The following is a 23,420-nucleotide window of genomic DNA, read 5'->3' on the forward strand; positions in this document are numbered from 1 at the left end:
ATATATTTTCAACTTCAGGGCCTAAAAGGAGAGTTTTCAGAGGTGAATGAGTAAAATTTACATAGTCGGGAATGGTTTTGTTTTTCTTTCAAAGCATTAAGCAAAATGAGTAACCGCAAGTGAATAGTTGAGTAATTTCCTATGGATTGTCGGCGGCTTCCGTTTTTTGCTAAGGAGATAAAACCTATATGTATTTGCAGGTCTGACGCAACTCAAACTCTGACTAGAGAAGCTGTGTATAGGTGGAGTATCGGGTTAACAAAACTTAACGGACTGGAATCGGTGAATTCTTAGTATCTGCTGTCTGTAACAGAGGATCTTTGCCGGCTTGTTCAGGGGGTGAGAGTTCCCATTCTAGAGTTGTTGAATAAAAATGCTCGATACTCGGTTTGCTCATTGGCCCTGCAGTTAAAGAAACACTTAGTCAACTCATGAAACTTGTGCTTCCCTGATTAAGTCACAGGCCATGTGTGGCTTAGTAGAGGTATCCAGTTCCTGTAAGAAACCCTATGAAGGGGCATGGCTCCCTGTGGAAACTTGCATAGATGGGCCTTGAGAGTAGCTGTGATTACAGTACTGCTTTCGCCGGCGGCTAATATATACAGTGATCCACACTTTACCTTTAAAGCCTAAAAGCCCACTAGAAGAGGGGAGTCGCTATTTGGGTATCAGGAAAGAATGCACTGCACTCGAGGCGCACTGTGAATATATCCTTGTGAGCTCGTAATCGGTATCCATCCCTCATACGGTGCCGAGCGCAATGTGTTCCTTCCCCTTTTTAGTTTTAGGCGCTTTCCTGAATGTACACACCCATCTTTGATTATTGATATAGCCTTTGTGTTTATAGGGATATTGCCTGGATTGAGTTCGATATCTACGAAGAATTTTCCCATTGGTGTCAGCAGTCGATTTGCTTTTGCCAGAGATTCGAGGAGGGATTTTTGTGAAATACGCGCAACTAGTATCACCTTTTCATGGCTGGAGTTAACTGGGCCACGAATGCAATAGCAAAAAGTTAGTGGGTATTCGCTGAGCTATAAGATTTCAAAGATTTTGAAATTTATAACTTGCTGAATAGACATATTGAATGGGGATTCTTTGTTATCTAGTGACAGCCTATCTCCTTCTTAACCCTATCTTGCCCGTTAAAGGCCCTTGTCTTAATAATGGTAAAGGCGGGCTCCCCAATTGGGCTTTGTGATGTTCTTTCCTGAAAACAATTTTAACCTTGCCCAGGCAATACTTAGTTAGCCTGTTATTGTCTTGAAATGGACTTTGTCAGTGACAGGGATCACGGGATAAAGGCTGGAATGTTTCAAGGTTTCTGAACTGTATTAGAGAGGCCGAGTGATTCTTTTTTAAGACGTCAATCACTTTGTCGAGAGGACTAGGTGATAGAGGATAGCTTAGTGGCTCTATCACCGTGTCATAAAGAATGGCTATTGTCTTAAATCGGTTATAGCGGTCCGTAAGGAAGGTAGCGGTTATTGGAGTGTTGGCGAATCCAGAGCAGTTGCTCTTTTTGCAGTGGAGCTTTGCGATTGCGTAACTCTTTTGCCAGGGGAATCACAGCGGACTCTGCTCCTGCATCCCATCCAGTCAATTCCATTTCTGCGAGAGTAAAGAAGCGTATGAGCTGCCACAGCTGCTCGTTATTCCAATGTTGGCTTTCCTCTAACCATTGTTGAGCAGGCAGGCGAATAAGCTGTGATGCTCTTAGGTCTTCCTCATTTAGTTTATCGCTTAGGCTGTTATCAGAGACGGCAACACTGATAAGCCTCTGCAATTGATCCCGGTCGAATTCCCAATGGTTTTCTTCTTGCTGGCCACTCACCTGTGGCTCCCAGGCTCCTACGCTCATATTCTCTCCTTATTTAGGTACGAGGTTTTGAATATTATACCGGGGTGAACCTATTTCTGTTGAAAGCAATTCCCTAATACACCGTTGGATCGGGCAGGAAGAGAACAACTTCTGTGTGATTGGGATAATATAGAAGCGTTATATTTTGTTGAGGTCCTCATGGAATTTATCTCTAAGGCGCTACCTGCGAGTAAACGTATTGCTCTGGTTGCCCATGACAATCGCAAGGGGGCTATGATTCAGTGGTGCCTTCGACACCGCTCCCTACTGGAAAAGCACAGCCTTTTGGCTACTGGCACAACAGGCGGAAAGATAGAGGAAGCTACTGGCCTTAAAGTGGAGAAGCTCCTGAGCGGCCCCTTGGGTGGCGATCAGCAATTGGGAGCCCGTATCAGTGAGGGGGTAGTAGACCTGCTGGTCTTCTTCTGGGACCCCTTTGAGCCCATGCCCCATGATCCAGACGTAAAGGCACTGCTGCGGATTGCGGCGGCCTGGAATATTCCTGTGGCCTGTAACTCGAGTAGTGCCGATATGATCATCCAATCGGCCCTGATGGACTGTGAATTTGACCGCGAAGTACCCGATTACCAGCGTTATCTGGAGCAGCGCTAGTCGGATTTTTCGATCAAAAATTGACCTGATCGCTTGAGGCTTTTCTATAACTCATTGATTTGTAAGAGTTATTTCCTTGGGTTATAGGTTGTACTTGCAATGCCCGGCGATTCGCGGCAATCTTGCCCACCAGATGAGACCGGTTAAACCGGCACCCTTGGTATTTGATAACAGCACGGTGTTTTATGAGTAGACGACGCGGAAAGGCCGTAGAAGAAGAAAAGGCGGATATCGACCTGACGCCCATGCTGGACGTAGTGTTCATCATGCTCATCTTCTTTATCGTAACGGCGTCCTTTGTAAAAGAGAAAGCGTTGGACGTAAATGTGCCTGATCCGAATCAGACCCAGGACAATCCGCCTGATCCAGACAAGCAAAATATCCTGCTGGTTGTGAACGCCAACGACGAGATCACTTTAGGTGGTAGTCGCATCGATAGCCGCGCTGTTCGCGCTCGTATCGCGCAGCTGTATGCCGAGAATCCTCAAGCCATTGTGATTGTGCGTGCGCACAACAAATCCAGTGCTGACACCTATGTACAGATCGCAGATGCTGCCAAGGAAGTGAGCCCGGGAATCCAGGTATCTCTGGTGCCCTTCGAGAAGTAATTCAGCGAGAAGTCAGTCTGCTTCTGCAGAAGAGTAAAAAGCCAGCAAGTTGCTGGCTTTTTTTATGCTTGTCTCTATTTGTTGAAAGTCAAAAAACGAGTCTTTCAACAGGGAATGTGTAGCCTTTGACCGTTAGAGTTCAGCGCGAATGGCCCAGAGATCGGGAAATACCGCTTTGAACAGAGTGTTCTTCAGGTATCCAACACCGCTGGAACCCCCTGTGCCCATCTTGCTGCCAATCGTCCGCTCTACCATTTTTACATGTCGATAGCGCCATTGTTGTAAAGAAGAGTCGATATCGACCAGGGCCTCGCAGATTTCACTCAGCAGGGGGTCATTGCGATAGATATCGATGAGAACTTTTTGTATTGCTGGAGACGGTTCGGCAACTTGGCGAAAGTCCCGGTTTAATTCTTGTGCAGGTACCGGGTGACCTTCGTGAACCAGGAATCTCAGGAATGCATCCCACAAGGTTGGAGCATCCAACCGCTTCATTAGGCGCTGGTAGTGGTCCGAGCCGAGCTCATAATTCTCCAGTTTTTTTGGATCTTTGGACCCGTAGAGGAATTCCAGCTCGCGGAACTGAAACGACTGAAAACCACTGGCGGTTGATAGGCGGTCGCGGAATGATAAGAACTCCAATGGTCTCAGGGTCTCAAGGATATCCACTTGTTGGATCAGCGTGCGATAGATCGTATCTACACGTTTTAGGGTGTGTAGCGCGCGGTTGCGTTCGCCGTTATTGAAGAGCCGCACCAGAAAGTCCAGTTCATGTAATATCTGCTTAAACCACAGCTCGTAGCTCTGGTGTATCACTATAAATAGAAGTTCATCGTGTTCAGGGCCATCGGAAAGGGGCTTCTGGCACTCAAGCAGCTCGTCAATTTTCAGGTATGAGCTATAGGTGAGAGTCATTTGGGCGTATTCCTGGTCGAGTTTTGATCAGCGGCGAAATAATGCTCTCTTTAATCTGCCCGGATCAAAACATAAGTTTTGGCAAAGCGATTAGTATGATCCTCAATATTAGGCCCGGAGTTCTTTGAATGGAAAACCCCGCACAACAAATGCGTATCGACGGCGCGCGTCTCTGGCAAAGCCTTATGCAAATGGCTGAAATCGGTGCAACCCCAGCTGGTGGTTGTAACCGGCAGGCACTGACCGATGAGGATCGCAAAGGGCGAGACCTGTTCGTACGCTGGTGCCGGGAAATCGGCTGTGAAATTCGTGTGGATCGCATGGGTAATATCTTTGCCCGGCGTCCTGGCACCGACAATAACTTGCCCGCGGTAATTACAGGGTCACATCTGGATACCCAGCCCACCGGTGGAAAGTTTGATGGTGTGTACGGTGTATTGGCCGGTCTCGAAGTGTTGCGCACCCTTGATGAGCGCGGGGTTAGAACCAAGGCCCCCCTGGAGGTGGTGGTTTGGACTAACGAAGAAGGGGCTCGCTTCTCCCCCGCTATGGTCGGATCTGGAGTTTGGGCTGGAGAGTTCAGCCTCGATTATGGCCACAGCCGCATGGATAAGTCCGGGGTCACAATCGGCCAGGAACTGGAGCGCATCGGATACTTGGGAACCGAACCTGTCCAACCGACACCGATTAAGGCTGCCTTTGAGGCACATATTGAGCAGGGGCCAATTCTAGAAAAGCAGGATCAGGTGATTGGTGTCGTCACCGGGGTGCAGGGGATTCGTTGGTACGATGTCACCTTCTTTGGAACTCCCTGTCACGCGGGACCCACCCCAATGGAAGATCGTCGCGATCCTGTGCAGGCCATGGCGTGGCTGTGTGAGAAGCTTTACGGAGAAGTGAGGGCTTACTCTACAGATGCCAGAATTACCTGTGGTGATTTGCGTGCAGCGCCAGGCAGCCGCAACACAGTGCCGGAGAAAGTCGTTCTTGCACTGGATTTACGTCACCCGACACCGGAGGGGTTAGAGCACTTGCATCGCACCCTCTATCGGGTAGCTGAGCAGGTTCAGGAAGCCAGTGGTGTCGCCATCGATATACGCGAAGAGTGGTACTCACCACCTGTGGCATTCGATAAAGGCTGTGTCGAGGCGGTAGATAGTGCAGTGCAGAACTTGGGTTACAGTCATCGCAAGATGGTTTCTGGAGCTGGGCACGACTCGGTCTACGTTTCCCGGGTTGCACCCGTGTCAATGATTTTCGTGCCCTGTGCCGGGGGGCTTTCACACAATGAGGCGGAGTCGGCTGAACCGGGACACCTGGAAGCCGGCTGTAACGTCCTGTTACATGCCATGTTAAATAGCGCCGAAGTGGGCTGATTATCCCTGCTAATCAATATGAAATAAGAATGCCTGGCGAGTCCGCAGGACTGGCCGTGGTCCTATAAACCGATTTGGATTGATCATGAGTGAATTTACCTTGAAGTACCGCAAGGACAACGGCGGTACTGCTCCACTGACTAACTGGGGAATGGACTCCGAGTACGGTGTATTGCGCGATGTACTAATCGGTCCGGTGGATAATTTCAGCTGGCGCACAGGAAATGCCAGTGCCCGTCGCGCCGAGCGCTTGGGAATGCAGTTCGACCACAAAGTGGCTGAGGCGCAACACAAAGAAATGATGGATGCCTACCGCCATGCGGGAGTGACTACTCACCTGATTCCGGCAGACAGCAGCCTGCCTTACCAGATCTATGGGCGTGATTCTTCAGTAATGACCCCCTGGGGGCCAATTGTCACGCAAATGTTTAGCCCATGGCGCCGGGGGGAGTGGGCTCCCATCGTCAAGAAGTATGCTGAACTGGAAATCCCCATCTACGATGTCATCACCGCCGGCTCTTTGGAAGGTGGCGATTTTATGGTACTGGAGCCGGGAGTTATTCTGTGTGGCTATTCCGGTGAGCGCACCAGTCCCCAGGGCTTTGCACAGATGAAGAGCTGGGTAGAGAAGGAGGGCTGGGAAGTGAAAGGCTACCAGTTTGATCCTTTCTTCCTACATATCGATGTTTTGGTGGCGATGTTGGCGGAAAAGCTTGCGGCTATCTGTGTCGATGCCGTAGAACCTGAGCTGGTGCAGTGGTTCAAGAGCCGCAATATCGAGATTATCGATATTCCCTTCCCGCAAGTGCTGGAGCTGGGAGTCAATGTGGTGGCCCTGGGGAATGATCGAGTGATGCTACCCAAAGCCAATACGGGCCTCGCCGAGAAGTGCAGGGCCCACGGCCTGGAGGTCATTGATCCAGATATTTCCATGATTACTCCAGGGGGAGGCGGCGTTCACTGTATGTGCCAGCCTCTGCGTAGAGATTCCGCACTAAAGCCTTAATCGGCAATCTGAACGAATAGCCCGGTGCCAATGTTCTACCGGGCTATTCCCGTCAACGAATGTGGTTGTTTATGAACTCGCCTCTGTGGGTGCAGCGGTTAATATGAATCGCCTGTCAAAGGCGGCTCGCGGCTATTTACCTGGATATCAAGCCTTTTGTGCTAACTAATAAGATGAAAGTTGCTACCCTTTGTGGACCGCAACGCAATTTTACGCCTATCAACAGTAGTCAGCTGTTTTCGCGGTTGTACGCTTAGGTATTAATCCTATTAGTATCCCGGAAAAACGATTAAGAGCTCTGTGTTTACTCGCGGCTCTGTTTTTTAGCCACTAACGGCTGTCTATCAGTCTCAAATGATTCGAACCCGGAGAACATTATGCAAAGCGCATGCGCGGAAATTCAGGCCCAGGTCAACGAGCGTATCCTGGAAATAACTATCAATCGCCCTGAGCGCAAAAATGCACTGACTATGGCGATGTACACCGCCATGGCGGAGCTCCTCAATAGTGCTGTCAATAATACTGATATCCGCGTAGTTATCCTCACTGGTGCTGAAGGTATTTTTACCAGTGGTAACGATTTGGCAGATTTTCTCGGCGGTTCCGCGGAAGGGGAGGAGTCTCCGGTCTTCCAGTTTATGAGTGCACTCTACAACTTCCCCAAGCCAGTGGTTGCGGCCGTGAATGGTCCGGCAGTGGGGATCGGCACCACCATGCTGTTGCACTGTGACCTGTCATTTGCCGGTCATGATGCCATGTTCCAGATGCCATTTGTGAACTTGGGGCTTTGTCCTGAGTATGGTTCCAGTTATCTGCTGCCCCGTATTGCCGGTCACGCAAAGGCATCGGAGTTGCTGCTGTTAGGCAAAAAATTTAGCGCTCAAGAAGCGGTCAATATTGGTATCTGTAATGAGGCAGTTGAACCTGAACAGGCAATTGTACGTGCTCGTGAAGTGGCTGTTGAGCTAGCAGCTAAGGCACCGGCTGCCGTGCGCCTGTCTAAGCAGCTATTGCGTCGCGCGACTCAAGAAAAGGGGTTGGAGTTTATTCAGGAGGAAGGCCGCCATTTCCAGGATCGTCTCACTTCTGAGGAATTTAAAGAAGCGGCAACCGCCTTTATGGAGAAGCGTCCTGCAGACTTCTCTAAGTTTAATTAGGAAAATGGCCGCTTATGCGGCCATTTTTTTAGTTGCTTAGTATCCGTGTTTTCTATGGTGTGGACGGGAAAGGTAATTGACAGCTTGATCGGGCTGGTCAGTGAAAATACCGTCCACTCGCAGTTGGTAGGCGGCAAAGTGGAGGAATTGGTTAAAGCTTTCGAATTCCTCTGGCAGCTTTTCCGGGTCGGCGCGGAAAGTGTAAGGGTGAACCTGAAGGTCCCTGCGGTGGGCCCGGCGAACTACATTATTTGCCCTTGGCTGACCATTCTCAACTTCCATCAACATGGGATACCAGGGGCCGATGCCATCGGCATAGCTGGCAATTTTACGTAAGCCGCCACGCTCCAGCATCCAGTCGTAATCGTAGTTTTGGATAGTGCCGTTAATTTCAATCAATTTTTCTCCCCAACTCGTTGCCGCAATAAGCTGGACTAGGGGAAGATCCATACCCATTGCGGGCATTAATTCAAACTTAATGCGTTGTAATTCCTCGGCATCGAAGCTCTGTAAGAAAACCTTTTGTTGCTTATCGCTGTAACCGTATTCCTTGAGTTTTTGTAGGGCAATTGCAGCGATATCTTTGCCTTCCCAGTGGTGAAAATAGGGTTTTTTAATTTCAGGATAAATACCGATATCGTAGCCCAGGGATTTATTTAAGCCCTGTATTAGTTCCAACTCTTCTTCGAAAGTGGATAGTTGGAAGCTGGACTTCCAAAGAGGAAAACGATGTGGATATTTTGCCTGAGGGCCGTCTTCGCCTATAGAGAAGACTTCGCTAACCTGGAGTTTTTTTAGCTCCTCTAAAGTGAAATCGATCGTGTAGTAGTGCCCATCTTCACGGGCGCGGCCAGGAAATACATCCGCCACATTGGTTGTACTATCGAGATAGATATCATGCATCACAATTAAGTGATCATCTTTGCTAAGCACCAAATCCTGCTCGATATAGTCCGGTCGCATGGCATAGGCCATGGCTTTCGCTTCGAGAGTATGCTCTGGTAAATAAGCCGATGCACCTCGATGTGCGATGACCATAGTGGTCTTTGCAGGACCGACGTTGTTGTCGGCACAAGTGATGTTCGCAGTGGCTGAACCGATGATCAATAAAGTAGACAAAATTCTTTTGAACATTTGCTAGAGATCCCAGATAAGTGTGGGAAGCTTTCTAGCAAAAGAATATGACAGAGATATATCAGCGCTAAGGAAGCTCAATAGAGTGTGAACCACAGGGCATTTAGTTATTGCCATAGGTTTTAAGAAGTTAACCGGGCTGACTGCCCGGTTAGTCGGGGATTCGAATATACTGAGCGTTATGCCGGAGCTTTATACTGATACCTCTTGGGACCATAGGTGTTGGGAAAATTGTTGTCGCAAGTCTTTTTTGCTGATTTTTCCCGTAGCGGTATGAGGAATTTCTGCGGTGATGATGCAATCATCGGGAATCCACCACTTCGCAAAACGTCCATGATAGGCGCTGAGAATTTTCTCAGCTTCGGGTTCCTTACCCGTCTCTGGGACTACGATCAATAGAGGTCGCTCGGCCCATTTTTCATGAGGTACCCCTATAACAGCTGCCTCGGCGACATCTTCGAGGGTCATGGCAAAATTTTCCAGCTCTATGGAAGAAATCCATTCCCCACCAGATTTGATTACGTCCTTGGTGCGGTCAGTAATGGTTAGGTATCCAGCAGGATCTATAGTGGCTACGTCTCCGGTATCAAACCAGCCATCGGCGGTAAGGGCTGACTCCTCTGCTTTATAGTAGCGCTCGCAAACCCAGGGACCCCGCACCTGCAGTGCGCCAAATGCAGTACCGTCGTGAGGTAGGGGGCTACCTAGGGGATCGACAATACGCATTTCCACGCCAAAGCCAGCGCGCCCCTGTTTTAGGCGCAAAGCTTTGGCTTCACAGGCCGACAATTTGTTGTCCACTCGGGCATTGTAAGTGCCTAGAGGGCTCATCTCTGTCATACCCCATGCATGGTGTGTGTAGACACCATGCTTTTCCTCAAATTCTTCCATAATGCTCCAGGGGCAGGCAGAACCGCCGACGACCACGCGGTTAAGGCTGGGGATGGTTTCTCCGGTTTCGCGCAGGTATTTGAGTAGCGCCAACCAAACGGTAGGCACGCCTGCAGCAATAGTGACAGACTCCTGTTGCATAAGCCGACTGAGTGTCTCTCCGCAACCCATTTTAGGGCCGGGTAGTACCAGCTTGGCGCCCACGGCTGGTGCCGCATAAGGGATAGACCAGGCATTAACATGAAACATGGGAACAACGGGAAGGATGGCTTCATTTTGCCGAATGGCAAAGACATCCGGCATTAGTACCCCGTAGGTGTGTAGTGTCATTGAGCGGTGGGAGTAGAGCACACCCTTAGGATTACCCGTTGTGCCTGAGGTATAGCAAAGTGCGGCAGCACTCTGCTCATTCAGTTCCGGCCACTGGAAATTATCGGAATGATTATGGAGGAGTTCCTCATAACAAAAGTAATTTTCCAGAGTGCTCTGGGGCATATGGGCTTTATCAGTCAAGACGACAAAGCCCTCTACACTGGTGAGCCTATCGGCAAGTTTCTCAATGAGCGGAACAAAAATAGGATCAATAAACAGCCAGCGGTCCTCGGCGTGTTCGATAATGTAGTGAATTTGTTCAGGGAATAAACGTGGATTAATGGTGTGGCAAACAAGCCCGCTACATGATGTTGCGTAGTAAAGTTCAAGGTGGCGATGATCATTCCAGGCTAGAGTACCAATACGATCACCGCGTTTGGCACCCAGTCGGGATAGTGCCTGGGCAAGCTGGGCGGAGCGTTTAAAAGCTTCTTTGTAGGTGTAACGGAAGTGTGGATTATCCGCAGTAACAGAGACTATTTCACTATTGGGTGAATTGCTTAAGGCGTGTTGTATGATACCAGTGAGGGTAAGTTGAGACTGCATCATCATGCCATTCATTTAAAGCTCCTATTATTATGGTTATGCCTACTTTCAATAATTGATCCATGGGAAATAGAAAAAGGATAATCTCAGGTTTATCTATTCTTTTTGGGTCCTAACTAAATAACATTTAGCCCTGGATGCAAGAGGTTACTTACCTTTTATGCTCAATAATGGTATCTCTTTCTCAAAGAGGTTGGGGCACAGTATGCTCTATGCTCACCCTTATTATTAAGTTACCTCAATAAAGGGATAGTAGATCCGTTATAGACCTCTCGCACATTGTTATCTAATTCTTTGTGCAATTTGAACTAGATATACAGAATATTGACCTGATTGCCAAGGGCAATTGTAAGGTTTGAGCTGTATTTCTTATTGTATTATTTTAATCCACTCTCCGGGTTCAGGTTCGCCGCGAGGATAATAGCCATTAAGTAATCGCAGCTGCTCCTCTGCATACTCTCCAATTTCCATATGCCTTGCCAAAGAGGAAAAAGTGGTTTTTTCTGTGGCTTTAACGTAGCGCAGCCGTCTGATATCCTTCTCCACAATATCCGTTTCTCGCAAGGGCCTAAAGCTGCGAATACTGGTTAAAAACATGGTATCATATTGTTCCAGATCATCCTTTTTATGGGATGATGAATCGGTAATTTTACCCTCCAGCATGAATTGCCGGCTTCCATAATAGATAATCGCAACCCTATCCGGATCAACATTTTCTTTTTCCACTGAGGGGACTTTTCCTGTGTGGCCCTCCAGTCGATATTGATTCAGTTTTTCACTTTGTTCCAGCTTGCGTATATCATACTCTTCCCTCAAGGCCATATCTGCGGGTTGGTTACCCTCGCGTTTAGCGACCTTGATAGTAATAGTTGCTGACTTGTCTGGGGCTGTGCCTACAATAGAAGAGCGCTGATTGTTTACTGTCCAGCCATCGGGAAATAACAACGAGAATCCCAGACGCTTGTGATTAAAACGGTTTTTATTGGACTGCCTGGCATTATCGCCATAAATTAGGCCATCGGTTTTCTCGCGATAGTAGGCTACTTTTACGTCTTTGCTTTCTTCGGGCAGAGTGCCCGCTGCCTTAACCACTTCCTGTAGGCGAATATCGTTCCTAGGATGGGTGGAGAATACGCCATGATACGTTTGTGGCTTCTTTCCCTCGACACGAGCGCGTCTACGGGCAAAGGTTTCCTGGTCTTTTAATATGCCGAGCACACTGATCATAGCTGTGGGGTCATAGCCGGCCTTGAACATATACTGAGCACCGAAGCGGTCAGCCTCTAATTCCATCTCCCTGCCATAACCTTTTACCGCGGCGGTACTCCAGAGATTGGCGGCGTCGCCAACAACCCGGCTGCCGGTAACCAGCACAGATAATACTGATGCGGCACTGGCACCGGTGGCTGCAGTCTTCTGCCGTACGGCATGGCGCGCAGTAATGTGCCCAATCTCATGTGCAAGAACGGCTGCCATTTCCGCTTCCGAGTGGAGGTAGGTGAGTAGACCACGATTGATATAGACATAGCCTCCAGGCAAAGCAAAGGCATTGATATCCTGGCTGTCGATAATGGTGAAGTGATACTTGAGGCCGGGTCTGTCACTGGCTGCTGCCACCTTTTGCCCTACATGATTAACATAGGCCGTGAGTACAGGGTCCTGGTAAATGGGAGTGCTTTCTATCAGCTCTTCATGCATTTCCTTACCAATAGAAATCTCTTTGTCCTCTGACATCAATACCAGGTCAGGGCGATTGGTGGCTGGATTGAATGCACAGGCTGTACATGCAGCAACCAGTATCGATACACACAGTCGAAAAACATTCAGCATTACCTCAGCCTCCCTGCTTATAGTTTGTTTATGAACTTGTTCTTACTGCGGGTATTAAGAACTGCTGTAGTTGAACGGCCATTCCTTTGCAGGCATTGTTCTGTACTCGAGCGATCAAGGGGATGGGAATCACGATAGCGGGCATATAGGATGTACCTTTGGCGTCTGCGCTAAGTTTTCCGGAGAGCTCCCGGTCGCGAAAATCCCACACGGCTGCTTCATAATCGGATTCCTTGTCCCAGGTGCCGAAGCCAAAACAGCCAGCCCCGCCGGTACTGATGGTGCAGCTGATAGAACCAGCACTGGCAGTGGTTTCTGTGGAACCGTCTATCCAGACTATGTATTTAACCCCATAGGATTCCATGCGCTCCCGAACTTCTTTATTCTCCATCAGACGATCGAGTGAACGGACATGCATTGGTGCGGTTCTGGGCTCGAACCAAGGGTACATAATATCGACAAACTCTTTTTCGGGGATAATGTTAACCCCCATTTCTGGGTTGTGTAGCTCCCTGCCGACACAGGCGATAAGGTTAGGTTCTGTTTCATAATCGCTGGAATGACGACGTCCTAGTATCACCACGGAATCCCCAGCTGCAAGCTCACCGTCGCTGCGCCTGTACTCATCAATAACTACGGTGGTACAGCCGCTGAGGATTACCAGGGTTAAAACAATAAATGGCTTGAACACAATAAAATCCTCTATTCAGCCTGTGGGGACTTCACTTTAAATTCCTGTAAAGAGGCAGATCTGACCTTGCCAGAAAGAAATGCCTGTAGCTCTGGTACCTTCTCAAAACCTGTATACAAAGTTGCCCCTGCATCTCGCAGGGCGATATTGATAGCCTGAGTTAAAGCTTGCTCCTGAGACTGCAGAAAGGCTGTCGGTGTCTTGCCGTAAGCGGTAATTACCCAGCTGGCCACCTGGTTACCCCGGGAGTCATAGGCGTTCATGTCATACTTGATCCAGACCTCAAAAATATTAACTCTGGTCTCTCGAGGCATAGTAAATTGGAGTTCACGAACCTCCGGGACTATGACGAGTTCTACATTGGCGGGTACATCCTTAGGGTATTCAGATAGAGAAATAGTGTTAATAAACATGGAGCCGAGAACCGTTTCAAATAAATTTTCCTGGGCTCTGCCAGTGTTTATTTTCCACTCTTCACGGTCTTCACTATCTTCTTGATAGGTGTAATTTTTGAAATCCTCGCTGAGGTAGATTCCTACAGAGAGAGGAAATTGATGGCCTACAGGGGCTGGATAATTTCCTTCAACCTGAACTGTATGTGAGCAGGCTGTGACAATTAGAGAGAGAAGAACCACAATCGCCAGATGAAATGTGGAATCCTCCTTTATCCTGTACTTCATGAATGACTCCTGGTATCAATCAGCTAGCGAAAATCATTAAGTCCAACAAAAGTGCCACCATTGCGATAAGTCAGTTCTCGCATCAAAGCGGCAAAGCGAAGCCCGGTAGTTTGTAAATGTGGTGGCCTGGAAAACTGTATGGGAAATCCCACGGCGTGAATGCGAATATTGCGCTTGCCTTCTCCATGCTGGGCATTGACCCGATCTACTGCCAACATGACATTGCGTATGGATTTCCCGGTAAATTCATCGCCGAGCACATAAATACTGATTTTTTTGCTGGGATCGTAAAAGCTGCGAACGGCTTTTTGGATGCCCTCGACAGGGCTGGAGTTACTAAAAGGGTTCCAGGTTTTTAGTCGTTGAAGAATTGCCTGGCGGCGCCCAGGGGTATCGGGGATCCATTTATTTCGGTAATTAAAGAACATGTAGTCACCCATGTCATTCATTACCTGGATGCCTTTGACATTGGGGTAGAGATCAAGAGTATTAACCATTTCCGCCATCATGCGGTCCCAGCCGTAATTAAACATACTGCCGGAGGTATCGATAATAAAAAGAATGTATTCACTATCGACCGGTATACCGCCGATGACATTGTTTTTGCGCTGGTAGTTTTCACCGAGTAAACGGCGCATTTCTTCCGTCATTGATTGCAAAGCGATGGTCAACTCACCCTTTAATTTACCCTCTTCACTTTGGCCTTCGGTTTTACTGGCGTAGACTGCTTGCAGGGCTTCCAGCTCTCCACGTAGGTTGGCTATGCGTTTGCGCTCAATATCAATTTGTTCGCGCTTGGCATTGAGATCCCGGTTGAGGACGGTCGTTTCTCCGCGAATCACTGCGATTTGTTGTTGAAGCTCGATAACTTGGGCTTCCAGGTCTATCTCTGCCTCTTCAAGAACAATGGGCTCGGCGGTTTTGGCAATCATCAATAACAGCACAATGGCGCCAAACCCACAGCAAATCACATCGAGAAAGGAAATACTAAATTCTTCCTGACGCCTTTTCTTGGATGAGCTAATCATGGCCAGTCCCTCGAGGGTGCGAGAAAAGATCCCTGTGTTTGCATGGCCAGCTTCCAGAATTCACTGGCAGCAAAAGGGTCGCCCTCCATGGGAGTGAGAATAATGTTGACTGGGACATTTGTGGGAAGCACTTTCACCGCTTTTTTAAACAAGTTGCGCCGTTCCCTGCCAGAGATGGTGGCACTTCTGGGCGGCTTCATACCTTGGGTAGGCAGACCATCGGTGATCAGAATAATGTTATCGGGTAAAGGCGTCATGGCGTGAATGGCATTGAATACCCTTTCCAAGCTAGTGCCCTTTTCTGGCACGATTTCATCCAATTGTTTGATCGCTTTATCCAACTGGTCGCGATCATCCACATTTAGCCAGCGGTCCTCTGTTCCCGCAATTGCGGCGCGAAATGATGTATTGAAAGTATAGATCTGGTACTGGCTGTCTGGTGGTAGCTGGGCGGTAAGCCAGGAAACAGTATTAATAGCCCGTCGCCATTTTTCTGTTTGGCGTTTAACTCTTGATGACATATTTCGGGCGCGAATGACTTTGATTAGCTCATCACCAAGCATTGATGCGGAGGCATCGAGTAGGATCAAGATGCGGTTGCCGCCAAGTCGAAGCCCAGTGAGATATTGTCTATCGCCATCGCCGGTATATTTGCGAACATTATTGCCGAGTTTCTTGTTCTCATCCTCCAGGTCTTTTTTTGCCTGTTCCAACTTCTTGAGCTTGTCTTGTAATCTTTTTATGTCTTCCTTTTCATCAATACTATCTACTTCGGCAATATTGCCTTTTACTTCTTCAATTTGTTCGAGAATACGGCGTGCCAGCCCCTGGGCCTTAGCCAGCTCATCACTGACGATATCCAGGGTGTTGCGTGCCAATACAAGGTGTTCTTCGCCGAGCTCGACTTCTTCCTGTAGCAGGTTTACCTCAGCACTCAGATCCTCAGTTTCCACCTCGATTTCGTGATCGGAACCATGCTTGATGATGAGAAAAATCAAAGCAACTGCACCGAATCCACAGGACATGATGTCCAGAAAAGACAGACTGAATGTGGAAAAACGCCGCTGTTTACGTCTCATAACGTTCTACGCTGATTGCGGTTATAACGTCATGCCGGTCTGCAATGCCGATTTTATCGCCGGCATTGAGATTAACCGGTGCAGCAATTTCTTCTCCATTGAGCATAAGGCGAATTCCCGCATCCACTCTTAATGCCAAGCGTCCTGCATGATTGGTAACGGTTGCCGCAGGATGTTCTGGGGGGGTAGGTGTTACCTGGAACTTATCCTCATGCCAAAAAACAAACAGCGGTTGTTGTGCCGCAAGAGCGCGATGACCATATAGCAGGTGCGTCGCCGCAGCTTCCGAAGGTGCTTCCAGGTGCAAGCTGATTTCACTCTCTGGGGCCGCGCTGACACTATTAACCAGCCGCAATGCAGAATCTTGACTGCGAATCTCTTTCCATCGATTTTTAATGGATTGGGCTGTACTGTCTCTGGCGAGAAGATGCATACGTTGAGCTAATTGCATACCTCCGGGAATTTCTGACCAGCGGTGGGAAATAAAGCTCACACTGTTGCTGTCGGCAAGATTTTCAATCATTGCCCGAACACGGGAAAGAATGGGGGCTGTGGCATCCTGAAGTTGACGTAGGGATATTTTTGCCGTTCGATCATCCAGCTCAGCAAGAACCTCTCCCTGGCTCATAGCGCGGCCGACCCATTGGGGCATCAAGTCGTATAGTTGTTGTTCAGATTCAGCGGAGTGCAGTGGGTCAAAACGGCACTGCATAATGAAGGCATCGGTAAACACTCTTGCCCAGGCTTCATGAAAATGACATAGGCCTGCATCGGCAACACTCTCTGCCGATTTTACGGTGGCGAGTTGATCTACCGAAATGCGGGAAATCAGGGTTTGATGTAGTTGTAATTCCACATGGATATGTAGCCCGGCTGGGGCTAAGTCGCCAACAGCTGCACTAGCCGAATCAACGAGTCCGACCACATTCATGTTACTTTCTTTGATGATTCCGAGCAGTAGAGCCAGTTGCTCACGGGTAAAGTTTCCGGGTACCGCCAGTACTAATTCTTCAGGGAGGTCGCAGTGTTCGGAGATCTCCTGTAAGTGGCAGTAAGCTAGGTCGGCGTGATGGCGGCAGCGCTGGTTGGCGGATTTTAGTGATTCCAAGCTGAGTCTCCGCCAAAACTGGTTATTAACCTGAGTGGGGTGACTGCGTGCACGCATTTGTGCCGCGGTGCCTATATGGATTCGACCCGGCTCAATTACCGCGATGCCAGGGCTTTCCAGAACTTCCGTAGTGCCGATAAAAACTCTTAAACCACAGTCATTGATTTCAAGGACGCCTTGTCCCATGAGGAATTCCTCGCGGCCAATATCCGAAATGATGGTTTTGATGGTAGTTAGCTGATTTTAAGGAACCTCAGCAGGCGGTTGTCACAATAATTCTGTGTATCTAGCACTAGTCTCTCTTGCATAAGCTGTAACTGATGGGTGAAAAACATAATGACAATACTGATTACAAGGGCAATAAAAGTGGAGTTAAAGGCGACACCAAGGCTAACGGTGACGCCGGCAATATCACCTTCCACTGCCTTGTGGGCCTGAGACAGTGCCTCGCCAATACCGCGTACAGTTCCAATAAATCCAATAGAGGGGATTGCCCAGGTGATATAGCGAACCATCGCCAGTTCTGAATCGAGTCGATCCCCCTCTGTTTCGCACACCTCTTTTACCGAATTGGAAACGGCAGCCACATTTCGGGTCGACCCGAACCGTTGCAGGGCGGTGAGCAATGCTCTGGGTACGAGGTAACTTCGCTCCTCTTCCGGTAGGGCTTGTATGGGGCGGGATAGGTCTCGGGTGTCTTCCGGTAATATGGGTGTGCCCTCACTGATATTGAGCAGGGCTTTATCGAGTAATTTACGCTCGCGCATACTACGACGCGCCTTTAGGCCCATAATCGCCATGGCCCAAAGCATCAATACAAAACAGGCTTCCTGTTCATAATCCCTCATTACGATGTACATAGAGCGCTGCTGTATATAGGTTTCCCCTGCGGCCTCCCGAGCGAGTTGCTCTTCTATAAGCGCGTCTGCATTGGGGCGGATGATGGCAACATAAATGGCATGCACCAGGATAATGGATCCCAGCAGTGCAAATATCTGGAAAATAAAGTCTGAGGATTTGAATTTCATGACGGTGCCCTTGGCGGCTTCTCTTCTAAATATCCACAGGATAGGAAACGGATAAATCTTCAGAAATTTCCTCTGAGGATTTGTAGTCATCAGAGCGGTTGCTCTTACGTTTTCCTTTGTTTTTCTCTGGCTTTTCCTTGTTGGCCTGAGCAATGGTTATCTCATCCGTATCTTCTTTCTCTTGGGCAAGCAGATAAGAGGGTAAAAGAATGATGAGTACTAAGATGATTCTGAACATCTTCTCTCCTTCCTTAATTAATCCAGCGAGCCACTCTGAATCCAATATCGTTGCGGGGGGCTTCACCATAATCGCGGTAAGATAAGCGCAGCTCGGTTAACCCTGAGTGACGCCAGCTGGAGCCTCGAATTACATGGTAGTCACCATCTTGTGGCCCAATCGGGTTTTCTTCTACGCGAGATGAGAGTCCGGTACCAATGGTATAAAGGTCGTGAATCCATTCAGATACATTGCCTCCCAGATCGTAAATACCGAGGGGATTTGGGCTGTAGCTGGCGACGGGGGCGGTAGCCGCATAGCGATCACTATAGGTGCGCAAGACCGCCGGTATGAGTTTTGCGGCGTGGCTGTCGGCGTAGTTACCGGAGTTGGCACCGATGGGCAGTTCATTGCCCCAAGGGAATTTTCGCATAGTGCCTTTGTCATAGCGGGCCAACCAGGCCCACTCGGCTTCTGTGGGCAGGCGATAGCCGTCTGCCGCTGAGTCAAACCCAACTATTTTTCCACGTTCAGTCAGATAGACGGGGTTTAGACCGTCGCGCTCACTGAGCCAGTTACAAAACAGGGCGGCATCAGCCCAGCTGACATTGACGACGGGAAGGTTGTCATTATCCAGGCTAACTCCGTTGACATGCCTTGAGGTGTGCATGCGTTTAAAGCGGCGGAATTCTCCATTGGTTACTTCCGTGGCCCCAATATAAAAAGGACGGTTGAGAGAAACCTGGCGCATTACCTCATTGGCACGGCGTCCCTGTTCTCGACGTGAAGACCCCATGGTGAATACGGCATTGGGGCGCATTAGCTTCATCGTGCCGCCGGCAGCGTGGCGGTAGGACGATGGAACTTGCTGCCAGCGAGCCTGTTCTTTGGTTAACAATACCGCGCGTACTGTTTGCTCTAATTTGTCACTGGGGATTACGCGGGTATCAAATGCTTGATAACCATTTTTCCTGACTTCAATACTGTGACTCTTGGTGGGGAGATTGAATGCCTGACCGCTTCTCCCCGCGTACTGCCCGTCGATATACACTTCTGCATCGGAGGGAACACTTGTTACAAACACTCTTCCGTAAACGGCATTTAAATTAATATTGAGGTCACGCTCCATTCCGGCGGAAAGGTCTATTGTGTGCTCAACAGAAGCATAACCATCTTTAAAAAATCTCAGTCGATGGGTTTGCCCCGATGCCAGCTCGAGTTCCAGGGGCGCGTGACCGCGAAATTCGCCATCTACGGTAACGCCGGCGCCCTCGGGATTTGTAACTACTCGCAGTAGTCCATCGGCTGGGCCAAGATTGACTGTGGGAAGTGTTTGATCCACACCGGCAGTGACTGCTATTGGGACATCTACCGTTTTATGATCCGGTAGGGAAATGGAAATAACTCTATCGCCCTGTACCAATTCTATATTGAGTGGTGTGGTACCGAGAACTTTTCCATCGGCCGTAACAGTGGCGCCAGGTGGGTTACTACCAATACGTATATTGGCCCAACCCGGTCGCAGTTTGGCCTCCAGCCTGTGAATATTATCTAGCCCTTCAATTTTAATCTCCCGAGTAAAAGGCAGATAGCGGTCGGAGAGAACGGTCACCCGCAATGATCCTGGGCGGATATTCTCTACCAGCCCATTTTTATTGGGGACCTCATTGCCATTGATCAAAACTTTGACCGGAACTGGAGGATCGGTTTCTACTTGCAGATGGCCGGGAAGTTTATCCAATGTTACCGAGTGGCGGCTGTGCCCATCGCTACCGACTTCCACTTCGCCTGTCTCGGGTAAATATCCTTCTGCGCTGATGGTGTAATTGTAACTGCCTGGAAGCACCAGGTGCCCATCTCCTAATGGCAAGGCAAAGCCTTCAATACTGACACTGGCGTTTTTGGGCACGGTTTCAAATATCAAAGAGCGGGCGGCAACTAAATATATCAGTGCCAAGAGGCTCAGTAGCAAACAGGCCACCACAATCATTGCGCGCTTGGAGAAAAACAGGCGAACACGGGTAGAGCTGATCTGAACAGGTGTAAAACCTATGGGTTCGATGAGTGGGGAATCATCGACAGTAGGTTTCTCATCACGGACAGGGATTGCCTCTTTCACTGCCATTTATGCTTCCCTATTGCTATGTCATTATGGATTTATCGCAATATCCTGGCACCGATGAGATAGACTCCATCGTACTAACGCCACCAAGGCTGGGGTGGATGTTTTTTGTGTGAAACAAAGCTTAGCTCGCTGCTACCAAAGGGATGGAAGTCAGCGAGACGTTTGTCACAGAACACCTCTTGTCCTGTGAATGAATCCAGTGATTCATTTCAGCTGTCGCCCCTTGCGAATATCCGATTTATTAGATTTTCTTAACTCTCAGGGGTTCTTGTATTCAGCTATTATTAGCGCCATTTACTTTTTCAGCGCACTGAATGACTACTTCGGTGACAGGCTTTCCGGGCTTAACAATAAACTCACGCCTGACATCCCGATATCCGTCGCGTGTGCCAACAGCGGTATATCGACCCGGTTTTAAAGCAATTTCACGCTGATCGAAATTACCCAGCCGTCCCACATGGTAAATAGTGACACTCGTGCTACGGTCTGATTTGAAGCGAACAGGGAGAGGGATTAATGCCTGGGTAAGCGCATTTTCCAGATCTTCTATTTGCTGGACTAGACGCGGTGTTTGCGCGTTTACTTTGCGGGCATCAGCGAGCACTTTACGGGCAAAGTGGTTGCGCTTGCCCTCACTGAGCGTGAGAGGGTCTTTGAGCAGCTCTTGTAATTGGTCATCTAGCTTCGCCCTGGCAGAAGATCGCGCTTTACCTGTGACCGCAGTGACCAGGCTGCTGTCTTTCTTCAGTAAAGCGGTATAACTGCTTAGCGCTTCGTGCCAATCTTCTTTTTGTTCCTGTGAACGAGCTACGTTTAATAGCTTGTTAATCTTCTCCCGCTCTACGCCATTTTTAGCTTGTTTTAGACCGATAGCGGGTGCTTTGGCACTGGGTTTTAATGCTTGGGCTTGATTGAAAAACTGTTTTGCAGATGAATAATTCTTATCGGCGATGGCTGCATAGCCTGCGGACATAGCTTTCTGATAATCCCTATCGGTAATTTCTATTTCTACCTTCGCTAATAAGGCCTGAGCTTGAGCAGTTTCGGGGTCTATCGCGAGTGATTTTTTCAGGGAAGACTTGGCTTGGTCCAGGTCGGAGTCTGAGTAGGCCTCTTTAGCTTGAATGAGCCTCCACCAGGCAATGGGTAGTTTATCGGTCCGTTCTCGACCCTTTAGACCTCTCGGGTGATCTTTAGAGATTGTGAGTACGAGTTCAAACGCCGTCATTGCGGAATCCCTTTCCCCTGCGTTCAGTGCGCGATTGCCTTCGGCAAGGTGCGCCTCAATACGCTCGGGAATACTGTCACGCAATGTTTCCAGTGCCTGCAGAGACTCCTGATATTTTTCCAGGGCCTGCTTAAATTGCCTTTTCCGATAAATACTATCGGCTTTTAATGCCAAGTCTTCAGCTTCATAAAATTCTTCGAAGGCCCATAGCTCTACTTGGCGTTCTTTTAATTCCTCTTTGACTGCGAGAATATCTTGCAGGATCTTTTGCACATCCCTGCGTTGCTGCATGATCTCGGCATCGGAATAGGGTGATGCTTGAGCCGGGCTTTCATCAGGGGCGGTTGTTGTTTTGGCAACCGCGGTTTTATCGGGCTGTAATTTCGGAGTCTGCACAACTTGGGGAAGTCCCCAGAAAACACCCACCAGGCCACTGAGCATGACGGCCCCCAACACAAAGGGCCAGTAAGAGCTTTCCTTGCCCGGGATATCCTTTTGATGGCTGGAATTCTTTGTTACTCGAGCTTCCTCGCCGCCAAAGCTAAACTCTGCGGGCTCGATTGGGGTTGAATCTTCCTTGGCGTTATTGCGGTGCTGCATAGTGGTTCCGCCGTTTTATTCAGTTACCCTGCGAAGATCTTGGGTGCTTACTAAAGTTTAAAATCTGACCGGTTTACCTCGGTAGCATTTCTATTTCATATGCTGGTTTCGGAAGAAGCAGTTTCCGCTTCATAAATCTCTTTTAAGATTTCCCGCCACTGCCGATACTGGTTTTCTACCGTGCCGCTCAGGGTCACGGTGCGGTCTTCTAGCTCGACAATTTGCGGTTCCACCTCAGCTTCCATCGAATCTCCCAGTTCCTGCAACGCTTCGACGTGCATCTTGGCATCGGCGCGACGATCAAAACCGCTCTTGATCAAGTAACCGCCGGCACCAATGCCAACCTGGCCCGCCGCCTGGGCGCTGCCGCCACCCGCACCAGCTGCGGCGATACCGCCAATAATCGCTGCGGCCCCCATAATTGTGTGATTGCGGGCTTTGCGTTTGAGCTCGCGCATCTGTCGGACCTCTTCATAGCTGCGTGCGCGCCACTCCTGGTAGGGAACCTCCATTGTTTTGGCGAAGGTTCCGTAGTATTCCTGAAGCGTGTCCACAAACAGGTAATCGCGTTCGCGGATTTTTCGCACCCGCTGGAGCATAGGATCATTTTCTGCAGGCAGGGCACTCAGATAATAAATACCCTCCTGGCTTTGCTGCAGATAGCGGGTAAAGGCCTCGGGAGAAAAGCTTCTGGCGAAACGCATTTCAGAAATAGTGCGGATTTCGGCAATCTGTTGGTTGGACAGCCCCTGCCGATAATTCAACATGTCATTGGAAACCTGGTTGTAAATTCCCTGAAAGGCATCCCCTTCGGTTGGGTGCTTCCGATCATAGGCGTAGTGGGAGGCGTATTCGGAATACTCCTTGGTAAACCAGCGTTGGCCGCGCGAATCGGTAACCGTTACTTCCATGGTGAGAGTTTCACCGTCGGATTGAATAATCCTTCCCGAAACCGTCACGTCAATATTGGTGCGGGCAGAGGGAATAACTCTTACTGCACCCCACCCCAAACTGGATTGCAAAGAGTTTGCCAGGGTAACCGCCATAAAACGGGATTCAGCTTGGCGCAACTCGGGAAAGATCAAAGTGTCTTCGTCAACTTCAACCGTATCAATGCCTGGATCAAATTGGATAACGCCGACGTCCAGCAGGCGCTCTTCCGCAATATTTTTGTCCTCAATAGTGAGGGGGGTAAAAGCGGTGGTTCGCACTTCGGTTGTGGTACACCCGCTAAGTAGAGTGAGTAGCAGCCCGGTAGTCATGACGGCGAGCCGTACAGTCAGTAAACAGCGGTAGTTGTTTCGAGCTAAAAGTGCCATCTATGCGTC

The 23,420-nt window shown here is 49.1% G+C and carries 20 protein-coding genes; 5 read left to right on the forward strand and 15 right to left on the reverse strand.

From position 1 onward, the window contains the following. Positions 1 to 1,456 precede the first annotated feature (1,456 nt). The gene (locus ACJJID_RS00485; RefSeq protein ID WP_444921028.1) at positions 1,457 to 1,861 is read right to left on the reverse strand and encodes a hypothetical protein; all 405 of its coding nucleotides are present in this window, start codon (positions 1,859 to 1,861) and stop codon (positions 1,457 to 1,459) included. A 159-nt stretch (positions 1,862 to 2,020) separates the two neighbouring features. Between ACJJID_RS00485 and ACJJID_RS00490 the strand changes: the two genes are divergently transcribed. Both ACJJID_RS00490 and ACJJID_RS00495 read left to right on the forward strand, forming a co-directional pair. Beyond that, positions 2,021 to 2,473: a methylglyoxal synthase gene (locus ACJJID_RS00490; protein WP_444921029.1), complete on the forward strand. Its 453-nt coding sequence runs from the start codon at positions 2,021 to 2,023 to the stop codon at positions 2,471 to 2,473. A gap of 185 nt (positions 2,474 to 2,658) precedes the next feature. After that, positions 2,659 to 3,081 carry an ExbD/TolR family protein gene (locus tag ACJJID_RS00495; RefSeq protein ID WP_152451418.1) on the forward strand — a complete coding sequence of 141 codons (423 nt, stop codon included), beginning with the start codon at positions 2,659 to 2,661 and terminating at the stop codon, positions 3,079 to 3,081. 132 nt (positions 3,082 to 3,213) lie between these two features. On the opposite strand, the gene ACJJID_RS00500 is transcribed toward ACJJID_RS00495, so the two are convergent. Continuing rightward, entirely contained in the window at positions 3,214 to 3,996 is a 783-nt protein-coding gene (locus ACJJID_RS00500; RefSeq protein WP_444921030.1) for a tryptophan 2,3-dioxygenase, read from the reverse strand. Positions 3,997 to 4,124: 128 nt separating this feature from the next. Here ACJJID_RS00500 and ACJJID_RS00505 point away from each other — a divergent pair, with 128 nt between their 5' ends. From ACJJID_RS00505 to ACJJID_RS00515, 3 genes are all read left to right on the forward strand, one after another. After that, entirely contained in the window at positions 4,125 to 5,372 is a 1,248-nt protein-coding gene (locus ACJJID_RS00505; RefSeq protein WP_444921031.1) for a Zn-dependent hydrolase, read from the forward strand. A gap of 85 nt (positions 5,373 to 5,457) precedes the next feature. Continuing rightward, entirely contained in the window at positions 5,458 to 6,378 is a 921-nt protein-coding gene (locus tag ACJJID_RS00510; protein ID WP_444921032.1) for a dimethylarginine dimethylaminohydrolase family protein, read from the forward strand. 377 nt (positions 6,379 to 6,755) lie between these two features. Further along, positions 6,756 to 7,535: an enoyl-CoA hydratase gene (locus tag ACJJID_RS00515; protein WP_444921033.1), complete on the forward strand. Its 780-nt coding sequence runs from the start codon at positions 6,756 to 6,758 to the stop codon at positions 7,533 to 7,535. Between the two features lie 36 nt (positions 7,536 to 7,571). On the opposite strand, the gene glpQ is transcribed toward ACJJID_RS00515, so the two are convergent. The 13 genes from glpQ to ACJJID_RS00580 form a co-directional block, all read right to left on the reverse strand. Further along, positions 7,572 to 8,669, reverse strand: coding sequence for a glycerophosphodiester phosphodiesterase (gene glpQ, locus ACJJID_RS00520; protein ID WP_444921034.1), 1,098 nt, complete (start codon positions 8,667 to 8,669; stop codon positions 7,572 to 7,574). A 192-nt stretch (positions 8,670 to 8,861) separates the two neighbouring features. Continuing rightward, positions 8,862 to 10,493, reverse strand: coding sequence for a long-chain fatty acid--CoA ligase (locus ACJJID_RS00525; RefSeq protein ID WP_444921035.1), 1,632 nt, complete (start codon positions 10,491 to 10,493; stop codon positions 8,862 to 8,864). Positions 10,494 to 10,847: 354 nt separating this feature from the next. Further along, positions 10,848 to 12,308, reverse strand: a complete 1,461-nt coding sequence (locus tag ACJJID_RS00530; RefSeq protein ID WP_444921036.1) for a M48 family metalloprotease — start codon at positions 12,306 to 12,308, stop codon at positions 10,848 to 10,850. A 28-nt stretch (positions 12,309 to 12,336) separates the two neighbouring features. Next, positions 12,337 to 12,999 (reverse strand): hypothetical protein, encoded by a 663-nt coding sequence (locus ACJJID_RS00535; protein ID WP_152451434.1) that lies wholly within the window; start codon positions 12,997 to 12,999, stop codon positions 12,337 to 12,339. A gap of 11 nt (positions 13,000 to 13,010) precedes the next feature. Continuing rightward, the gene (locus ACJJID_RS00540) at positions 13,011 to 13,679 is read right to left on the reverse strand and encodes a hypothetical protein (RefSeq protein WP_444921037.1); all 669 of its coding nucleotides are present in this window, start codon (positions 13,677 to 13,679) and stop codon (positions 13,011 to 13,013) included. Between the two features lie 23 nt (positions 13,680 to 13,702). Then, a complete protein-coding gene (locus ACJJID_RS00545) occupies positions 13,703 to 14,707 on the reverse strand; it encodes a VWA domain-containing protein (RefSeq protein ID WP_444921038.1) in 1,005 nt (334 codons plus the stop codon). Then, positions 14,704 to 15,786 (reverse strand): VWA domain-containing protein, encoded by a 1,083-nt coding sequence (locus ACJJID_RS00550; protein ID WP_444921039.1) that lies wholly within the window; start codon positions 15,784 to 15,786, stop codon positions 14,704 to 14,706. The genes ACJJID_RS00545 and ACJJID_RS00550 overlap by 4 nt, the downstream gene beginning before the upstream one ends. Further along, positions 15,776 to 17,080: a hypothetical protein gene (locus tag ACJJID_RS00555; RefSeq protein ID WP_152451442.1), complete on the reverse strand. Its 1,305-nt coding sequence runs from the start codon at positions 17,078 to 17,080 to the stop codon at positions 15,776 to 15,778. Before ACJJID_RS00555 ends, ACJJID_RS00550 begins: the two co-directional genes overlap by 11 nt. Positions 17,081 to 17,127: 47 nt before the next feature. Beyond that, positions 17,128 to 17,922, reverse strand: coding sequence for a MotA/TolQ/ExbB proton channel family protein (locus ACJJID_RS00560; protein ID WP_152451444.1), 795 nt, complete (start codon positions 17,920 to 17,922; stop codon positions 17,128 to 17,130). Between the two features lie 25 nt (positions 17,923 to 17,947). Further along, positions 17,948 to 18,160 carry a hypothetical protein gene (locus ACJJID_RS00565; protein ID WP_152451446.1) on the reverse strand — a complete coding sequence of 71 codons (213 nt, stop codon included), beginning with the start codon at positions 18,158 to 18,160 and terminating at the stop codon, positions 17,948 to 17,950. Between the two features lie 13 nt (positions 18,161 to 18,173). Then, entirely contained in the window at positions 18,174 to 20,264 is a 2,091-nt protein-coding gene (locus tag ACJJID_RS00570; protein WP_444921040.1) for an SUMF1/EgtB/PvdO family nonheme iron enzyme, read from the reverse strand. 274 nt (positions 20,265 to 20,538) lie between these two features. Continuing rightward, positions 20,539 to 22,092: a tetratricopeptide repeat protein gene (locus tag ACJJID_RS00575; protein ID WP_444921041.1), complete on the reverse strand. Its 1,554-nt coding sequence runs from the start codon at positions 22,090 to 22,092 to the stop codon at positions 20,539 to 20,541. A gap of 95 nt (positions 22,093 to 22,187) precedes the next feature. Next, positions 22,188 to 23,411 carry a hypothetical protein gene (locus ACJJID_RS00580; RefSeq protein ID WP_444921042.1) on the reverse strand — a complete coding sequence of 408 codons (1,224 nt, stop codon included), beginning with the start codon at positions 23,409 to 23,411 and terminating at the stop codon, positions 22,188 to 22,190. Between the last annotated feature and the right edge of the window lie 9 nt (positions 23,412 to 23,420).

Source organism: Microbulbifer sp. CnH-101-G (genome assembly GCF_052466775.1).

Excerpts from the sequence above, each read along its gene's own strand:
- ACJJID_RS00485 (WP_444921028.1), bottom strand. The coding sequence starts at position 1,861 with ATGAGCGTAGGAGCCTGGGAGCCACAGGTGAGTGGCCAGCAAGAAGAA.
- ACJJID_RS00490 (WP_444921029.1), top strand. The coding sequence starts at position 2,021 with ATGGAATTTATCTCTAAGGCGCTACCTGCGAGTAAACGTATTGCTCTG.
- ACJJID_RS00495 (WP_152451418.1), top strand. The coding sequence starts at position 2,659 with ATGAGTAGACGACGCGGAAAGGCCGTAGAAGAAGAAAAGGCGGATATC.
- ACJJID_RS00500 (WP_444921030.1), bottom strand. The coding sequence starts at position 3,996 with ATGACTCTCACCTATAGCTCATACCTGAAAATTGACGAGCTGCTTGAG.
- ACJJID_RS00505 (WP_444921031.1), top strand. The coding sequence starts at position 4,125 with ATGGAAAACCCCGCACAACAAATGCGTATCGACGGCGCGCGTCTCTGG.
- ACJJID_RS00510 (WP_444921032.1), top strand. The coding sequence starts at position 5,458 with ATGAGTGAATTTACCTTGAAGTACCGCAAGGACAACGGCGGTACTGCT.
- ACJJID_RS00515 (WP_444921033.1), top strand. The coding sequence starts at position 6,756 with ATGCAAAGCGCATGCGCGGAAATTCAGGCCCAGGTCAACGAGCGTATC.
- glpQ (WP_444921034.1), bottom strand. The coding sequence starts at position 8,669 with ATGTTCAAAAGAATTTTGTCTACTTTATTGATCATCGGTTCAGCCACT.
- ACJJID_RS00525 (WP_444921035.1), bottom strand. The coding sequence starts at position 10,493 with ATGAATGGCATGATGATGCAGTCTCAACTTACCCTCACTGGTATCATA.
- ACJJID_RS00530 (WP_444921036.1), bottom strand. The coding sequence starts at position 12,308 with ATGCTGAATGTTTTTCGACTGTGTGTATCGATACTGGTTGCTGCATGT.
- ACJJID_RS00540 (WP_444921037.1), bottom strand. The coding sequence starts at position 13,679 with ATGAAGTACAGGATAAAGGAGGATTCCACATTTCATCTGGCGATTGTG.
- ACJJID_RS00545 (WP_444921038.1), bottom strand. The coding sequence starts at position 14,707 with ATGATTAGCTCATCCAAGAAAAGGCGTCAGGAAGAATTTAGTATTTCC.
- ACJJID_RS00550 (WP_444921039.1), bottom strand. The coding sequence starts at position 15,786 with ATGAGACGTAAACAGCGGCGTTTTTCCACATTCAGTCTGTCTTTTCTG.
- ACJJID_RS00555 (WP_152451442.1), bottom strand. The coding sequence starts at position 17,080 with ATGGGACAAGGCGTCCTTGAAATCAATGACTGTGGTTTAAGAGTTTTT.
- ACJJID_RS00560 (WP_152451444.1), bottom strand. The coding sequence starts at position 17,922 with ATGAAATTCAAATCCTCAGACTTTATTTTCCAGATATTTGCACTGCTG.
- ACJJID_RS00565 (WP_152451446.1), bottom strand. The coding sequence starts at position 18,160 with ATGTTCAGAATCATCTTAGTACTCATCATTCTTTTACCCTCTTATCTG.
- ACJJID_RS00570 (WP_444921040.1), bottom strand. The coding sequence starts at position 20,264 with ATGGCAGTGAAAGAGGCAATCCCTGTCCGTGATGAGAAACCTACTGTC.
- ACJJID_RS00575 (WP_444921041.1), bottom strand. The coding sequence starts at position 22,092 with ATGCAGCACCGCAATAACGCCAAGGAAGATTCAACCCCAATCGAGCCC.
- ACJJID_RS00580 (WP_444921042.1), bottom strand. The coding sequence starts at position 23,411 with ATGGCACTTTTAGCTCGAAACAACTACCGCTGTTTACTGACTGTACGG.